Annotated in this window: 13 protein-coding genes and 2 pseudogenes; 12 read left to right on the top strand and 3 right to left on the bottom strand. The window is 50.9% G+C overall.

Annotated elements, in window-relative coordinates; all coding sequences use genetic code 11:
• The first annotated feature begins 11 nt into the window (after positions 1-11).
• The 6 genes from MKZ32_RS12440 to MKZ32_RS12420 all read left to right on the top strand — a co-directional run bounded on the left by MKZ32_RS12440 (position 12) and on the right by MKZ32_RS12420 (position 3,838).
• The gene (locus MKZ32_RS12440) at positions 12-1,004 is read left to right on the top strand and encodes a FecR domain-containing protein (RefSeq protein WP_239797558.1); all 993 of its coding nucleotides are present in this window, start codon (positions 12-14) and stop codon (positions 1,002-1,004) included.
• Between the two features lie 187 nt (positions 1,005-1,191).
• Positions 1,192-1,764: an STN domain-containing protein gene (locus MKZ32_RS12435; protein WP_239797557.1), complete on the top strand. Its 573-nt coding sequence runs from the start codon at positions 1,192-1,194 to the stop codon at positions 1,762-1,764.
• A complete protein-coding gene (locus tag MKZ32_RS12430) occupies positions 1,716-2,759 on the top strand; it encodes a TonB-dependent receptor (protein WP_239797556.1) in 1,044 nt (347 codons plus the stop codon). Before MKZ32_RS12435 ends, MKZ32_RS12430 begins: the two co-directional genes overlap by 49 nt.
• Positions 2,756-3,301: a TonB-dependent receptor domain-containing protein gene (locus tag MKZ32_RS15515; protein ID WP_275584295.1), complete on the top strand. Its 546-nt coding sequence runs from the start codon at positions 2,756-2,758 to the stop codon at positions 3,299-3,301. The genes MKZ32_RS12430 and MKZ32_RS15515 overlap by 4 nt, the downstream gene beginning before the upstream one ends.
• A gap of 5 nt (positions 3,302-3,306) precedes the next feature.
• Complete coding sequence (locus tag MKZ32_RS15510; RefSeq protein WP_275584294.1) at positions 3,307-3,678, top strand: TonB-dependent receptor domain-containing protein; 372 nt, start codon at positions 3,307-3,309, stop codon at positions 3,676-3,678.
• A gap of 1 nt (position 3,679) precedes the next feature.
• Positions 3,680-3,838, top strand: coding sequence for a PepSY domain-containing protein (locus tag MKZ32_RS12420; RefSeq protein WP_239797555.1), 159 nt, complete (start codon positions 3,680-3,682; stop codon positions 3,836-3,838).
• Between the two features lie 98 nt (positions 3,839-3,936).
• Here the strand turns inward: MKZ32_RS12420 and MKZ32_RS12415 are convergent, their stop codons facing one another.
• A complete protein-coding gene (locus MKZ32_RS12415) occupies positions 3,937-5,391 on the bottom strand; it encodes a M17 family metallopeptidase (RefSeq protein ID WP_239797554.1) in 1,455 nt (484 codons plus the stop codon).
• A 71-nt stretch (positions 5,392-5,462) separates the two neighbouring features.
• Here MKZ32_RS12415 and MKZ32_RS12410 point away from each other — a divergent pair, with 71 nt between their 5' ends.
• Positions 5,463-6,257, top strand: a complete 795-nt coding sequence (locus MKZ32_RS12410) for a thymidylate synthase (protein WP_239797553.1) — start codon at positions 5,463-5,465, stop codon at positions 6,255-6,257.
• The gene (locus MKZ32_RS12405) at positions 6,254-6,775 is read left to right on the top strand and encodes a dihydrofolate reductase (RefSeq protein ID WP_239797552.1); all 522 of its coding nucleotides are present in this window, start codon (positions 6,254-6,256) and stop codon (positions 6,773-6,775) included. Before MKZ32_RS12410 ends, MKZ32_RS12405 begins: the two co-directional genes overlap by 4 nt.
• Positions 6,776-6,889: 114 nt before the next feature.
• Here MKZ32_RS12405 and djlA read toward each other — a convergent pair whose 3' ends face one another.
• Positions 6,890-7,672 carry a co-chaperone DjlA gene (djlA, locus tag MKZ32_RS12400; protein ID WP_239797551.1) on the bottom strand — a complete coding sequence of 261 codons (783 nt, stop codon included), beginning with the start codon at positions 7,670-7,672 and terminating at the stop codon, positions 6,890-6,892.
• 528 nt (positions 7,673-8,200) lie between these two features.
• On the opposite strand from djlA, the pseudogene MKZ32_RS12395 reads away from it, so the two are divergent.
• The 3 genes and pseudogenes from MKZ32_RS12395 to MKZ32_RS12385 form a co-directional block, all read left to right on the top strand.
• Positions 8,201-8,566, top strand: a pseudogene (locus tag MKZ32_RS12395) (patatin-like phospholipase family protein); the annotation flags it as partial.
• Between the two features lie 1,248 nt (positions 8,567-9,814).
• Positions 9,815-10,608 (top strand): annotated as a pseudogene (locus tag MKZ32_RS12390) (IS5 family transposase).
• The gene (locus MKZ32_RS12385) at positions 10,605-12,116 is read left to right on the top strand and encodes a hypothetical protein (RefSeq protein WP_239797550.1); all 1,512 of its coding nucleotides are present in this window, start codon (positions 10,605-10,607) and stop codon (positions 12,114-12,116) included. The pseudogene MKZ32_RS12390 and the gene MKZ32_RS12385 overlap by 4 nt, the downstream one beginning before the upstream one ends.
• A gap of 40 nt (positions 12,117-12,156) precedes the next feature.
• Here the strand turns inward: MKZ32_RS12385 and MKZ32_RS12380 are convergent, their stop codons facing one another.
• Entirely contained in the window at positions 12,157-13,395 is a 1,239-nt protein-coding gene (locus MKZ32_RS12380; protein ID WP_239797549.1) for an HD-GYP domain-containing protein, read from the bottom strand.
• A 525-nt stretch (positions 13,396-13,920) separates the two neighbouring features.
• Here MKZ32_RS12380 and MKZ32_RS12375 point away from each other — a divergent pair.
• Positions 13,921-16,341 (top strand): Lon protease family protein, encoded by a 2,421-nt coding sequence (locus MKZ32_RS12375; protein ID WP_239797548.1) that lies wholly within the window; start codon positions 13,921-13,923, stop codon positions 16,339-16,341.
• The last annotated feature ends 258 nt before the right edge of the window (positions 16,342-16,599 follow it).

The raw sequence follows: 16,599 nt of genomic DNA, 5'->3' as shown, positions 1-16,599 counted from the left end.
GCCCACCGCCCATGGCAGGCGGTCAGTTGATCGGCGACGCCACTGCTGATCAGGCGGCCGAATGGCTGACCCTGCTGATGTCTGGCGAAGCGACGGATGAGGATCGGCGGCGCTGGCAGCAATGGCGTGCTGCCCACTTGGATCACGAGCGCGCCTGGAAGCATATTGAGGCCGTCATCGGTCGGCTTAAGGTGATGGATCCGAAGGCGGCCTATAAGGCGCTCTCGCCTTATGCCAAGCCCGCCGAACTGAAGTCGCCTGGGCGCCGTAAGGCCATCAACTTGTTGCTGTGGTGCGGTGTGACCGGCACTACGGGCGTGCTCGCCTCGCGCACGCAGACTTGGCAACAGGCGGCGGCCGACCACCATACCGGTACCGGCGAGCAGCGTAGTGTAACTTTGGATGACGGCACCCGCGTCACGCTTAACACCGGTAGCGCTATCAATGTGCACTTTGATGTGCATCGCAGGTTGGTGCGGCTGGTGGCGGGCGAGGTGATGATAGTCACCGCCCACGCGGCGACGGATGGCGTGGTTGATCTCCGACCATTCATCGTTGAAACCGCCGAAGGCGGCATACGTGCCCTGGGTACCCGTTTCGCCGTGCGCCAGTGGGCCGGCCATACCAGCGTGGCCGTGCTGGAAAGCGCCGTGGAGATTACGCTGGTTGACGCCAGCGGTCAGCCGCAGATGCTTCGGGCAGGCGAGCGTATGTGGTTTACGCGCAGCACATTCGACGTTCCGGTAGCCCTGGACGAACAGGACTCTGCCTGGGCGCGCGGCCAGATCGTGGCCGACAACGTGCGCCTGGGTGATTTCATGGTTGAGCTGGGTCGCTACCGTCCGGGTCTTGTGCGTTGCGCCCCGGCCGTGGCCAACCTGCGCTTCTCCGTGGTGTTCCCGTTGCACAACACCGATCGCATCCTCGCTACGCTGCCGAGCGTGCTACCGGTGCAGGTGCGGTTTCGCACCCGCTACTGGGTAATGGTCGAAGCCACGAAGTAGCATGTCGCTTCGGCTCTATCTGTAGATTTCGTCTCTCCAATCGATCCTACTATCGATCCACAAGCGCTGCCGGAGCCGGTGTTGCAATTTTTTTAAGGAAATTTTCGTTTTCGTCTGCCCGATTCGCTTTCTCGCGGCACCTACCAAGTGAGGACTTTATTTTCAACATCCAACTTGTGAGGAAACTATGCCAGACAACGAGCGCCGAGCGGAACATCGCTGTATCAATCAATCTAAACGGATAGAGGGCCAGCCGTTCATGTTAAGGCCCGTTGCACATGCAGTCTCGATGGCGATATGCAGCATTTCCCTCTATGTCGCGTTTTCTGTACCCGCGCAGGCCCAGACCGCTGCTGCTCAGCAACTTCAGAGTGCCGGACAGAATTACAATATACCGGCCGGTCCTTTGGCGCCCGCGCTGCGCAGTCTGGCCAGCTCGGCCAACGTATTGCTGACTTTCACTGCTGAACAGACCGCTGACAAGACCACCGCCGGACTGAATGGAAAGTACATGACACAAGCTGCGTTCGCTGCCTTGCTTACGGGTACCGGACTACAATCGGTGCAATTGGAGAATGGCGGTTATATATTGCGCGCTGCGTCGGTCGTATTTCCTGCCTCGAAAGAAGACGAGGCCATGCTGCCCGTAGTGATGGTGCGGAGCAGTGCGCGTCTGCCCGGTGACTGCCCAAGCCTTATGCCGGCGGTCAGGTGGCGCGCGGCGCGCGACTCGGCATGCTCGGTAACATCAATAATCTGAACATCCCGTTCAACGTCACTGCATATACGTCCGAACTGATTACCAACCAGCAGGCGCGCAGCATCGCTGACGTCATGGTCAACGATGCTGCCATTCAAATCTCTGGCCCGTGGTACTTCGATAATTTCTACATCCGTGGTTTCGCCATCAATCGCGAGGAAATCGGCGTTGACGGCCTGTACGGGATTGCTAGTGCGGAAGGTAACCTACTTAACGGCATCGAACGCGTCGAAGTACTAAAAGGCCCCAACACCCTTGTCAACGGCGGCGCCCCAAAAGGTACGGCGGGCGGGGCAATTAACTTGGTACCTAAGAGAGCGGGTGACATCCCTCTGACGCGATTCACCACGTCTTATCTCAGCGATGGAAATGTTGGTGGTCACCTGGATCTTGGTCGGCCCTTCGGGCCGGATAACTCATTCGGCGTGCGCATCAATGCATCCCACCGCGATGGCAATACGCAGGTCGATCATGAAAAGCAACGCGCCAGTACATTCACCGCCGGGCTTGATTACCGCGGACAGCGCTTGCGCGTCAGCGGTGACTTCGGCGTCAGCAGGCAACGCATTGATGGAGCAAAAAGTAATTTCTTTGTCTCTGCCGCTGCATTGCCGCTCGCACCTTCTGGCAGTAACAACGTCTGGCCGGAATGGTCATATCAGGACAAGAAAAATATCTTTGGCGTCGTGCGTGCAGACTATGACGCGAATGACAATGTTACATTTGGTATGGCCTATGGCGGTTCGCGCTCGAAGCGTGACATGATCTCGCCCTTTGGAATTCTCAGTAACACGAATGGCAACGTCGATTTCTTTGGAAGCGGGCTTGCGTCCGATACGGATACCCGCAGCATGGAAGGCAACATGCGCCTGCGTTTTGCCACGGGTGCAGTGAAGCATCAAATGGTGCTTGCTGCGACCCAATTCACTTCCGATATCACAACTATCAGCCCACACTGGCCGCTTCGCCATCTTCCAATATCTACCAACCGGTGACCCTGCCCCAACCGATAAATCTTGACCTCAACCAGCCGCTGACGAAATTGTCGTCAACACGGATGAACAGCTATGCGCTGGCCGACACGCTGTCGATGTTAGATGAGCGCATCTTGTTGACATTAGGTGTGCGTTACCAGGAGATTCAGGTCACCGCCTATAACTGGGCCACTGGCGCATTTGAATCAGATTACCTGAAAAGCAAAACGACGGCTGCTGTCGGATTGGTCTTCAAGGTGACCAATGCAGTGTCGCTGTATTCCAATTATGTAGAGGCGCTTTCGCAAGGTACTGTCGCTCTGTCGACTGCCGTCAACCCGAATGAAGTATTCGCCCCTATTGTCACCAAGCAGGGTGAAGCAGGCGTCAAGATTGATTGGGGGAAACTCTACACCAGCCTTAGCGCGTTTCAGATCAGCAAACCCAGCGGCTTTCTCAATGCATCTAACCGTTACCTCGTGGCGGGAGAACAGCGTATCGCGGGCTGGAATTTCAGCTTGCCGGTGAGGCTGCACCCGGTGTACGGATACTGGGCGGCGTAACCTAGATGGACGCCAAGCTGACCAAAACGCAAAATGGTCAGTTCGACGGGAAGGAAGCCGCAGGCGCGCCCGAATGGGTGGTGAAGCTCGGTAGCGAGTGGGACCTCTCGCGCATGCCGGGCCTGACCGCTACTGCGCGGTTGCAATATGCATCGTCTCAGGCCTTTAATGCAGACAACACGATCAAGGTGCCGTCATGGGCACGGCTCGACGTGGGTGCCCGTTACGCGATCAAAATCAATGGACGGCCGGTTATCTTTCGCGCCAGCGTTGAAAATGTGACCGATCGTCGTTATTGGGACACCGTTCCTTCGTACCAGATCGCAACCTACGCGGCACCACGCACGATTCTGTTGTCGACCACCATCGACTTCTGACATGACGTTACCGGCGTGCCGGGCATTCTGGAAAAGCTGGTTTGACCGGCTTTTCTGGGTGCGTATCCATCGTTACGCGGGCTTGGTCACGGCATTGTTTCTTGCTGTGGCGGGATTGACGGGCAATGTTCTCGCTTTCACTTTCGAGATCGATTCCTAGGGAAGCGCTGATTAACTCGCGTTTCAGAAGTTAACAAATTTTAAAATCAATTGGTTACGTGCGAAATTCCGCGAAATTTTGAATTAATCAGCGTCTCCCTAGACTGAGAGCGAACCTTCTAGCAGCATTCGTAGCCCCCATGCCACGCCAAATCCTGTCACTTCGCTTGCTACGATGCCTAGTCCTCCTGGGCAGCGGCTCGCGGAGAGATCGATATGCAACCAGGGCGTATCCTCGACAAAGCGCTTTAGGAATCGGGTGGCCAGGATGTGATCGGCCTCGCCGTCCAGCGTGCATTGCTTGATGTCAGCCACTTTTGAATCTAGCGCAGCTTCATAGTCGTCATCCAGCGGGAAGGCGCACAGGCGTTCGCCGCTTTGCTTGCCTGCGCTGACTGCACGCTGTAGAAGTTCATCGCGGTTACCGAGCACGCCGCTGTAGCGCGCGCCTAAGGCCACGGCCATGCTGCCAGTCAGGGTAGCGAAGTCGATTATCAAATCTGGTTTGGCACGTGCCGCCAGCGTGAGTGTATCGGCTAGTACCATGCGTCCTTCGGCATCGGTGTGAATAATTTCGATGGTGGTGCCATTCAGCGCAATTACAATATCGTTTTGCTTATACGCTTTGGGGCTGATGTGGTTTTGTGCGATTGCCAGCCAGCAATCGATATTCACCTCCAACTTACACTGTGACGCGGCAAGCAAGATGCCGAGTGCTACGGCCGACCCATTCATGTCCTCGTGCATGCCATGCATATAGCGGGCTGGTTTCAGGTTGTGTCCGCCAGTATCGAAGCAAATCCCCTTGCCTACCAGCCCGACGGTTTGCTTGGCTTTCGGATGAGTGTAGCGCAGATGTACGATGGCGGCATCCTCGTCAGCGCTGCCCTGTGCCACAGCCACGAAAGCACCCGCGCCCAATTTACGCAGTTTCTTAAGGTCAAACTCAACATGTTTCCAGCCATGTTGTTGCGCGAGTATCTTTACTCGCGCCCGATATAGAGCTGGAGTAAGCTCGTTAGGCGGAAGCACAGTCAGTTCGCGGCATAGGAAATTGCCTTCGGCCTGCGCCTTGAGTGATACAAATGCTTGCTTGTCGGCAAAACCATATAGTTCAATTTTTCGCAGCGGTTTACGTTCGTCTTTTTTCTTATGTTCCGGCAATAGGGCGCTATTCACCCATGCACCATACACAGCCAGCTCTGCAGCCAGCTTGCGTTGCGCAGGATCACCCAGCACCACAATGGCAATGCTTTTGGGCTTTTCTGCCAGAAGCAATTGCATGGCTTTGCGCACTTGGGTCTGGATGGCGAAAGCATCCTTGGAAAAATCCAGCATCGTCCAGGCCATCAACGCGCCATTAGCTGCATTAGCAGAAACCGGCGTGTTAGTCAGTTCATCTACCTTGAGGCTGCGTCGTGCCAGCACTGTCTTGAGTAAGTCGCTATGCGGCAAGTCTTGGGGTAGCGTTTTGGCTTTCGGTAGCAGCACCAGCAGATGTTGATTAGTCAGGTTCTTGGGCGGTGTCAGGGAGAGAGTAAGTTGTGCTAGCATTTGTTCCTCAATAAATTTTATGTATTGTTTGGCATTATACAAACAGTCATCACCTAATTCCCTGAATCTTTATGCGCCAGTATTTATATTTATTGAAGCACGTGCTGAATCACGGCACAAGGAAGAGCGACCGCACCGGAACCGGCACGATCAGTATCTTTGGTTATCAGATGCGCTTTAATCTGGAACATGGTTTTCCACTGGTCACCACCAAAAAATGTCATTTGAAATCCATCATCCATGAGTTGCTATGGTTTTTGCAGGGCGATACCAATATCCACTATCTCAAGGAAAATGGAGTCAGAATTTGGGATGAATGGGCGGACGAGGATGGCAATCTTGGTCCGGTGTATGGCAAACAGTGGCGCTCGTGGACAGTAAGGGACGGTCTCACCATTGACCAGATTTCAGATGTTATAGAACAGATTAAATGTAATCCTGATTCACGCCGCTTGATTGTTTCCGCCTGGAATGTAGGGGAGCTGGATCAAATGGCGCTGGCGCCTTGTCATGTCATGTTCCAGTTCTATGTGTCGGATGGCAAGCTTTCCTGCCAGCTGTATCAGCGTAGCGCGGATATTTTTCTGGGTGTGCCGTTTAATATCGCATCCTACGCGTTGCTCACCATGATGATGGCGCAAGTATGCGGCTTGAAACCAGGTGATTTGGTTCATACGTTTGGGGATGCACATCTGTACCTCAATCATCTGGAACAGGCTGAGCTGCAACTATCGCGTGAGCCGCGACTACTTCCGGTCATGCACCTTAATCCCAATGTGAAAAATATATTTGACTTCAGGTTTGAGGATTTTAGCCTGGAAGGGTATGACCCGTATCCGGCGATCAAGGCTACCGTGGCGGTATGATGAACGAACAAAGGGAAGAAATGGGGAAGGGCAGGGTGGCAATCATTGTTGCGATGGCCCGTAATCGTACCATTGGGCTTAATAACAGGCTGCCTTGGCATATCCCGGCGGATCTTAAACGTTTTAAATCGCTCACCATGGGACATCATCTTATTATGGGGCGCAAGACTTTCGATTCTATCGGTAAGCTCCTGCCCGGTCGCACTACCGTGGTGGTTACACGCAATCACGCATTAAAGATTGAAGGCTGCATCATGGCGTACTCGCTGGAAGATGCGATAAGTGCTTGTGCGGGGGATGATGAAATTTTTATTGTCGGTGGCGCTGAACTCTACGCATTGGCCATGCCGTTAGTGGACACGATCTACCTCACTGAAATCAGGCAAGACGTAACAGGTGATGCTCATTTTCCGGAATTTGATAAAAAACTATGGCAGGAATTGGCGCGCGAGCCATGCAGTCAGGAAACTCCCCAGGCATTGGAATATCATTTCGTCACTTATGGCAGGAAAGAATAAATAGTACTAGAGAAAGAATGATATTTTAAACAGCGAATGAATTCGCTGGTAATGGCGAATGGCGTGTTTAATTATGATTTACTAAGTGCCATACGACCGTTTGCATAAAACTATTTACGTCCCCGTTTTCTTTCGACTCTTGGTAATTAAATTATAAGCAATCTGTATTTCCTTTGCTTGTTCAGTTGCTACAGCGATCATGTCTTCAGGGACACCCTGGCCCATTAACTTGTCAGGGTGATATTGGCTCATTAACTTGCGGTAAGCGCGTTTGATTTCTGGGTCGCTACTTTCCTTGCTCACGCCCAGCGCTTTATAGGCATCGTCCAAACTGGTGGCGGAAGATGTTTGCCCTCCAGCAAAGTGCGACTGGTTTAAAACCATATCCAGCATTCGCTTAAATGCAGCCTCGTCATAACCAAAATAACGGGCAATGTCTTTTAGCATTATTTCTTCATCTGAATGAATATGCCCATCAGATAAAGCCATGACTATGAGATAGACCAGCAACATTTGCTTTAAATCATTCGTATTGCCACAAATGGCAATAAATTTATTTAAGTTCGGCTTAATATCAAAATTTGCATCGGCTCCTTGCTTAAAAAGGGCGATGGCCTGTTGCCTATGCTCAGCGGACATTCCTAGTTTTTGAATGAACTGTTCGACATGATCAATTTCATCTTGTGAGATATGGCCATCCGCTTTAGCCAGTTTACCCATTGAAATAAAAACAGTTTCAAGAAATACTGATTGGCGCTGAGATTGGCTAAGCGGGTTAACTCCGCCCATACCATAAGCTTGATAACGATCAATAAAGCTTCCTAGTAAATAACCAATAAAGGCCCCGAAAAACCCCCAGAAATAAAAACCTAATAAGGCACCAATTAGTTTAAACAAGACAACTCCAAAGATTAGATGGGAAAAAACAACGCACCCGCCGCAAGTAGCTGGGTATTAACTGTGCTCTTACAGTTCGCTGACTTTCAGACAGCCTTTTGCACTTATCGAAGGGTTTCCCTCCATGTTTAAATGCACCTCTAAAAATTCATCACCATCATCTCTGATGCACCAGTTACAGCCAGGAAAGAATGGGGTCGGCTAACATTACATTTATTTGGGTCTCCTTCAAGCTTTCGCACTACGCGACATACTTTCATATAGTGTATCCCGAAATGGCATCCGATCTCCCTTTCACTTGGTCGTTGTACCGTCTCGTGTGATCATATCCCTGTCCATAGCTGGGCACTGTTCAGAGCTCGTCAGTTGATGCAAGATATTGTTGGATTATTACAGGGAGAGAATCACTCCGTTGCCTATTCGAGCATTGGCTTGACCTGTTAAAAGTATAGGCAACTAGATTAAATTCGAATTAGCAGATTTCGGAGTTACAGTGATAAGCAGTGCGCTTTTTTAAGGGGAACCACTATGAGTACTGAAAATCCGTATATATCAACTGATGAATTTGAAGCGGAGTATCGACACATTTTTTCTCGTCAAACGGGAAAAACACCCGATGAAATGAATAATGAAGACGGGAAGAATGTTAAAAGTACTCTTGTCGGTCTTGCACTCTCCGGGGGCGGAATTCGGAGCGCCACCTTTGGCCTTGGGGTACTCGAAGGGTTGAAATCACACGGGCTGCTGGAAAAGATAGGTTACCTGTCAACCGTATCGGGTGGGGGTTACATAGGCGCTTGGCTGAGTGCGAACTGCAAGCGCGCCGCCGAACGCAAAGATGTAGTTAATAAATGCCTCAAGAATCCCAATGAACCAATAGATCCAAACTACGCTGAAGCATACACAGGGGACAAGAAGAAATTCGTAGATGCATCTGAGGATTGGCTCAATAAGCGGGCCAATTGGACGGAATCCATCAGGCATCTGCGCCGCTACTCCAATTACCTGTCGCCCAAGATGGGTTTTTTAAGTGCCGATTCCTGGTCAATGGCTGCTGTCTGGATTCGAAATACACTTCTCGTTCAATTGACGGTGATTTTCGCTATCGCCGTGTTACTCCTGCTGCCGCGACTGCTGTTTGAGCTTTTTCTTAGGTTTCCTGAGTTAGGGAATTGGCGATGGACAGTCTTGCTATTTATTTTAGCCGTTGTCGGTATCGCGAGTAATCAGTGGCAGCCCTCTAGGAATAATGATGTGCCGTTTTTAAGACCCAAATATTGGGCCCGTAGCCTCACTGCTGTTGTGATCTGTCTTGTTATGGCGGTTGGACCAATTCATTATTTTAACTTTAATTTTTTTACGTATGACGAAATTAATTGGACTATTGCCGCGCCTGTTGCTTGCGTCTTGGTTTTGACCGGTTTTTTCTTATTAAGAAGCGCTTTTAAATTGATAGGCTTAATAGGTGAGAGAAGCCATATCTGGCAGGAAAACGACGCACCCCAGCATAACAATTATTCACAAGGCTGGGTGCAGGCATTGGTCGTAATTCCGATAATGGTGACCTGTTACCTATTTGCAGCAATCCTTTGGGGGAAAATAAGAGAGGATCATACGCCCAATGAATTTAATACGTTGGGCTTTAGTGGGATTTTCATGCTTGGGTGGCAATATTTGGCTTTTCCGCTCTCCTTAGTTCTGGTTTCGCTTTGGGTAATCTCATGGTTTTCGAAACGGGAAGGCAAAATGGGGCTGTTCATAGCATTACTTGCTCCGATCCCTGCTGTGATAGTCCTCTATGTACTTCTATGTGCCATCACCCTGATGATGCACGGATGGGCGAATCCTCAGCTTGGGGTGATATTACAGGTTGACCCTTACGAAGGCATATGGCTCGCATTCGTCTGGGCGCCAGTCATGGTGCTGTGTGCGTCTCTTTTGTCGATCGTAATGCTAATCGGTATGATGGGGCGCCAAATGACTGAACCGGGTCGAGAATGGTTGAGTCGCCTCGGTGCCTATCTAGGCATCTATAGTTTTGTCTGGACGATGATTGTCGTCGCGGCTGTCTATGGGCCTAAATGGACGGCATTTATCTTAGAGCCTGTTCACGATCTTGCTGAAATCCGAGACAATGTCCGAATGCGCAAGAAAAAATACCCAAGCGACATCAGCCGCGAGCAGTTCGAGCAAATTAGGCCCTTGCTGGAAGGGGCGCGCAAGCGTACCAAGCCCCGCACGGTGGACTTATATGAGGTCTGGAGCGCGGTACTGTACCTGCTCAAGAGCGGCTGCCAGTGGCGAATGCTACCGAGGGAGTTTCCGAAATGGCGCACGGTGCACTCCTACTTTGCCAAGTGGAGTGAGCAGGACGAGGAAGGAATGAGCCTGCTGGAGCGGGCGTTAAAAAAATCAAGTTGGCGTGGCCCGTACGAGACAGGGGCGCAACGCACAGCCGACGCTATTGATTGTGGACGCGCAGAGCGTGAAAAACACGGACACGGCGGGTCAGAAGAGTTATGACGCAGGCAAGAAGATCTCTGGAATCAAGCGCCACATTGCGGTGGATACCCAAGGACTACCGCATGCAGTTGCGGTGACCAACCGCTGAGGTCACTGATCGGAAAGGTATCTTGCAGGCGATGGCACGGTGCAAACCAGGCCTTGCGCAGGTACAACGTATTCTGGCTGACGGTGGTTATGTAGGTCGACCATTTGCGTTGGCAGTCGATGAAATACTGGGGGCATCGGTGCAGATCGCCAAGCGCAACGAACTGCACACCTTCGCCGTCATCCCAAAGCGTTGGGTGGTTGAGCGCAGCTTCGCCTGGTTGGAGAAATGCAGACGGCTATGGAAGAACTGCGAACGCAAACTCAATACCAGCCTGCAATTCATCCACCTTGCCTTCCTGGTTCTGCTGCTGCGAAGATCGTGAACAGGCTCTTAGACGGTCATGCTTGGAAAGGTGTTTCTGTAATTGTCGGCTGGCTGGCAATTACGCGGGCCGGACTTTTGGCCGGAAAATTGGATTTAAAGGGTGGCGTGCGGCAAAGGTCAAAATCCGAGAAAACAACCACAAGAAAACTTCTGAATCTGTTCGTTACTGTCGTCCGAATTATCTTCATCGCAGGGCTGTTTGTCGGCATCTCAACCGGACTTCATCTAATTTTACTAAGCATTTCTGGCATTGACTGGGGTTGGGATGCCATTTCCGATTTGCACTTACGTCATTGGCATTATATGAATGATTCGCCTATTACAGTAGTGTGGAGGTTGATGGGTTTAACATTTGCATGCCTATTTCTTCTGGCTTGGCGGGTTGACATCAACGAATTTAGCCTGAATGCGTTTTATCGAAGCCGCCTTTCACGATGTTATCTTGGCGCAGCGCGTTTTCTTGCGGGAGAACGGCGTCCCCGGAAATTCACCGACTTCGACGAAAATGATGATCTGCGCTTGGCTGATCTTGGAATAACAGGTGATCAGAATCTGCCGGTGGGTCCATTGCATATCATCAACTGTGCGCTGAACTTGGGCGGATCGAGTGACCTTGCGCTCCACACACGGCACTGTGCGTCATTTACACTGACGCCCTACGCGGTGGGCAGCAGCTATCTGTCGAAAGACCCCTTCACTGGGGTGAGAAAACCATTGGGTTACCACTCGATAGACGAATATGGTGGCCGGGATAGTCAGCTTACGCTTGCGCAAGCGATATCGGTCTCAGGCGCAGCAGCGAGCCCCAATATGGGATATCACACGTCCTCGACAGTGGCGTTTCTTTTAACTGTATTTAATGTGCGTTTGGGCTGGTGGTTTCTGAATCCGAAAAGATCTCTCAAATCTTCGTCGCCCTGGTTCAGCTTAGGATACTTGGTCAAAGAACTATTCGGCGCCGCCGATGACAATTCAAATTACCTTATGATTTCGGATGGCGGTCATTTTGAGAATTTGGCCGCATACGAATTGATACGGCGCCAGTGTCGGGTGATAATCATCAGCGATGCCGAGTGCGATCCAGAGCTGAAATTCGAAGGTCTTGCAAGATTAATCCGCATGTGCCAGTTAGACTTCAAAACTGAGATCCTGATTAACGTTGACGCAATCCGTTTAAAAACGGAATCAGACTGGAGTGACTCTCGTTTTGCCGTCGGCCGTATCAATTATAGTGATGGCACGGTGGGCGTACTCATCTATCTGAAGGCTTCAATGAACGGTAGTGAGGATACTGCAATACGGCAGTACATGGACAGTCACCCAGAGTTTCCGCATGAATCGACGAGTGATCAGTTTTACGGTGAAGACCAGTTTGATAGTTATTGGCGTCTCGGCAGAGAGATTGCCGGATCTGCATTTAAACTGTTTAACGGCAAGACGGATTTCATGGCTATTGCAGATGAACTTCTGGAAAAATCCCTTCTGCCATCAAAAATAGGCGTTTGATCTATTCAGACACTAAACCAGACAAATTTGGTAAGGGTGGTTAGTTGCCGAAGTGCCGTCGCACCATTTTTTTCATTAGGGCTCTCATTTCTGCTTCAGATGCGTGAACGGTCGTTTCGTAAACTTTACTGGCAATACTTGAGAACACTTTGAGTAATTTCGGGTCAAAGTGGGTGCCCGAGCCTTTCTGAAGGATATCCATTACCTCGGTTAGCGGTAGCGGGTTCTTGTAGGGACGTTTTGAACATAGGGCGTCAAACACATCAACTATGGCAAATATGCGTGCAACTAAAGGGATGGCCTCACCGGCTAGTCCTCGCGGATACCCTGAGCCGTCCCATTTTTCATGGTGGCCGGCTACTACCTCTCTAGCGCCATCCAGCCAGCCACTGCCGCTGATGATTTCTTCGCCGATTGTAACGTGAGTGCGCATCACTTTCATTTCATCCTCTGTTAGCTTTGCTGGCTTGAGCAGAATCGCATCGGGAATCCCGATCTTTCCAGTATCGTGTAAAAAACTGCCGGTAATCAATGCTTGCATCCTGTCTCCCTTAATTCCGAGGGTCTCGGCTAGTATGGCGGATACCCATGCCACACGATAGTTGTGCGCGCCCGTAATCGAATCACGTTTGGCAATTGCACGTCCCAGCGCTTCCATCATCGAAATATGCGATTCAAGCAACTCTTGAGTTTTGCGTTGAGTTTCGGAGGAGAGACGAATCACGACGGGGAATAGCACGCCACCACAAAGTAAAGATGCCAATCCCACCATCAAAGCGACCGTAAGGGAATCCACCAGAATCTGTTTTTTTTGCCACGCGGGGACAAGACGAGTACCTTCGAAGTAGCCCGCCAGATTTCCATTCCCCTCCCGCAAGGGCGTAAACACTTGCAAGACCCAACGATCTGCGGACAAATTAAAGCTTTCATACATGGAGTCTTGATAGCTTGGCGGCGCGTGATGGTGGATTTCATGCTCAAGCAATTGCCCCTCAGCAGTCATGGCCTCGGCCAGTTTGATTCCGTTTGAATCGTAGATTTCCGCAATCTCAAACAATCCTCCTACCAAGGTGCGGGCAGACTTTTCAGCATCCATGTCTATCCTTTGAGAGTCGCGCCGGTGCATTAGCACACGGTGTGACTCTTCCATGGCAAAAGAGACGATGCCTTTCTCGGCATTTAGACGCGATATGTACCAAGCTAGAGGGCTGGCAATACTGGCAAGGGCCAGCGATACCATCGCAATCTTGAGTGCAACTTTGCGTTTGAAAGTGATCACGGCTAAGTCCAATATATTTTTGGGCGCAGGTCAGCAACAAGTTGAGTGCAAGTTGGTGCAAGTTGGTGCAAGCGCGAATTGATTGGATTATGAGCTTGTCTTATTTTTGATTGATCCGGCACGGTGAAGTATTAACTCCGTTCGAGCTGAGCTTGTCGAAGCCCATTCACCTTTCGACGGGCTCAAGGCGAACGGACTTCAAACATAATCTGGCCGAATCAATAAGAATGCCAAGAATTATTTCTTATACTGCCAGTTTTTGCTTAGTAAGCCAATCGACGTATTACTCAGCATACTGACATATCTCTCCCGGTTCGGATTAGCGGAGTTCCGACTACGCATTCGTTACGTGATACATGAGATGGCTAGCCAAGCTGGAAAAGCTGGGTGAGCACGGCGATTAAATTTGGCTGAGTCGGCAATGCTGTGCGAATCTTCACAAGCGCATCCGTCTTGACACAGGAATAATGTAATCCAGATTAATGGTTACAATTCGAAAATCCTGTGTAACTCTGTGGTTTAAAAATGCTGATCTCAAATCTGACTGCCGCCGACCTGCGCATCAACATTGATCCCGATTCGCTTGGGTTTTCTGATACTTCAGAATTGCTGACATATCCACTACCCTGGATCGGGCAGGAGCGCGCGGAAATGGCCGCCCGCTTTGGCCTTGAAATGGACCAGTCCGACTATAACCTTTTCGTATTGGGTGAAGTCGGCAGTGGCCGCTCTTCGCTGCTCAGGCAAGCGATGCAGGTGGCTGCCGCAAATAAGGCGGTGCCGCCCGACTTATGCTATTTGCACAATTTCGATGCACCGGAAAGACCGCAGGCTCTATATTTGTCTGCCGGGCAGGGACGCTTGCTGCGTCAACTTATGGCGCGAATGACGAAATCCCTGCAGACAGAAATACCGCAATGCCTGGAGGGGCAGGGTTTCAAAGTAGAAAGCGAGCGCATTGAAAAAACCTACAAGGAAGAAGAAAGCAAGAACTACGCCGAACTCGATGCATTTGCCGAAGCCCGCAAGTTTGCAATTCAGCGCGAGGCAGGGCACATGGTTTTCACTTTTCTGGGTAAAAAAAGGCATGCACTTACTGAAGATGAAGTGCTTGTCTTGCCGAAAGAACATCGGGCTGAGATAGAGCAGGCTGAGCAGGAACTGCGCGCGAAGATTACCAGCTATTTTGAGAAAACCCGGCCGCTGGAGCGAGCTATGAACGATGCCTTGGCGGCGTTGCGGCGCCAAGTCGTGAAGCCGTTGTTGAATCATGAATTACAGGGAATCAGGGACGGATTGAAACAGGAGAGCAAAGATTACGTCAAGCTGAGTGCATATCTGGAGCAGGTCATGCAGGACATACTTGATCATGTGGAGCAGTTCAAGGTTTCCGATACCGATGAGGAAAGTCGGCAGGGGGCATTAAGTAAAGTGTTATCCCGTTACCGAGTTAATCTGGTAGTGGACAATGATGGCCTGAGCGGTGCACCGGTAATCGTGGAAGATAACCCATTATTCCGCTCACTGTTCGGTAGCATTGAATATCAGACCGAAAGCGATGTGTTGGTAACTGATTTTACCCGCATACGCGCTGGTAGCTTGCACAAAGCGCATGGGGGTTTTCTCATGCTGCATCTACGCGATCTGCTGGCCGATGAAATGGTGTGGGAGAAGTTGCGGCGCTTGTTGCGTAGCGGCAAGCTGCAAATCGAAGAGCCGGGTACCGCTCTCACACCGATTGCGGCCGTTTCCCTCGAACCCGAGGCGGTGAAGGTTGAAGTTAAGATCATTTTGATCGGTTCGCGCGAACAGTATTATGAGTTGCAGGAGGAGGATCCGGAGTTCGCACGCCGCTTTCGGGTCAAGGTAGACTTTGCCGAAAGCTTTTTATCCAGTGCTGAAACCCGCCGCGCTTCGTCAATTTTTATCGCCCACGCTTGCCAGGAGATGGGGCTGCCGCATTTTTCCGCCGCCGCCGTAGCACGTTTGCTAGAGGGTTCCCATCGAGAAGCGGACGACCAATCTCGCCAAAGCGCGATCTTCGCCCGTACTGAGGCGCTGGTAATGGAAAGTGCTGCGCTCTGCCGCGCTCGTGCCGGTTTTTTAGTTGATGCAGCGGATGTAGAGGCTGCACTTCAGGCGCACATCTTGCGCCACGATTACCCCGATCAGCGTTTGCAAGAATCCATCGCCGAAGGCGATGTGCTGATTACAGTGCATGGTGAGAAAGTGGGCCAGCTCAACGGTCTTTCCCAAATAGATCTGAGAGATTACCGCTTCGGCTTTCCGATACGAGTCACGGCGCGCACCTTTGCCGGTGAAGACGGCTTGCTCAATATTGGACGCGAGGTGGAAATGTCCGGACCAATTCATGATAAGGGCGTGTTCATTTTGCAGAACTACTTGTCCGCCTTATTTGCCCATATTGCACCGCTCGCGCTTAATGCATCAATTGTGTTTGAACAGGACTATTACGGGGTAGAGGGTGATTCTGCTTCCTGTGCCGAACTTTATGTTTTACTTTCATCCTTGTCGGGTTTGCCTCTCAAGCAAGGTATCGCGGTTACCGGCGCGGTCAATCAGCATGGAGAAGTGTTGCCGGTAGGTGGGATTAACGAAAAAATAGAAGGTTACTTTCGTGTCTGCGAAACGGCCGGATTGGACGGCAGCCAAGGCGTGCTGATTCCACACCGTAATCGCCGGAATCTGATGTTGGAACACAAGGTCATCAAGGCCGTCGCTAAAGGTTTATTTCATATTTACACCGCAGAGCATACCAACGAAGGCATAGAACTGCTTACCGGTTTCCCGATCGGCGTCGCGAACGGAACGGGCAATTATCCTTATGACAGCGTGCTGGGCCACGCCCAGAAAACCTTACTGGCCTACCGCCGCGCCTGTCAAGTGCAGGAACATCCGAAGGAAGGACGCAAGCATTTGCGCTGAAAAACGGGAGCAGGCTGCCAAGGTAGTCATGCAGTTTTTTTATATCTTATGGATGTCCGTGCTGGACATAAAATTTCCGATACATGCCGCCCCTATTACTTTGAAGGTTCGTTGACCTGGTTTCAATTATCCACTCACCAGACATGAGGCAACCTCATGAAGTTTACGAGGCTACATTCAGGTTCATTTGCATACAGCCACAAATTTTTCTTAATCAAAAAATAAGCAATTTGCTTATTCGTCTTTTTTATGTGTGGT

It is taken from the genome of Candidatus Nitrotoga arctica, assembly GCF_918378365.1.
Classification (GTDB): domain Bacteria; phylum Pseudomonadota; class Gammaproteobacteria; order Burkholderiales; family Gallionellaceae; genus Nitrotoga; species Nitrotoga arctica.
The sequence above is the reverse complement of the archived record's forward strand: the minus strand, read 5'-3'. Positions and strand labels throughout refer to the sequence as shown.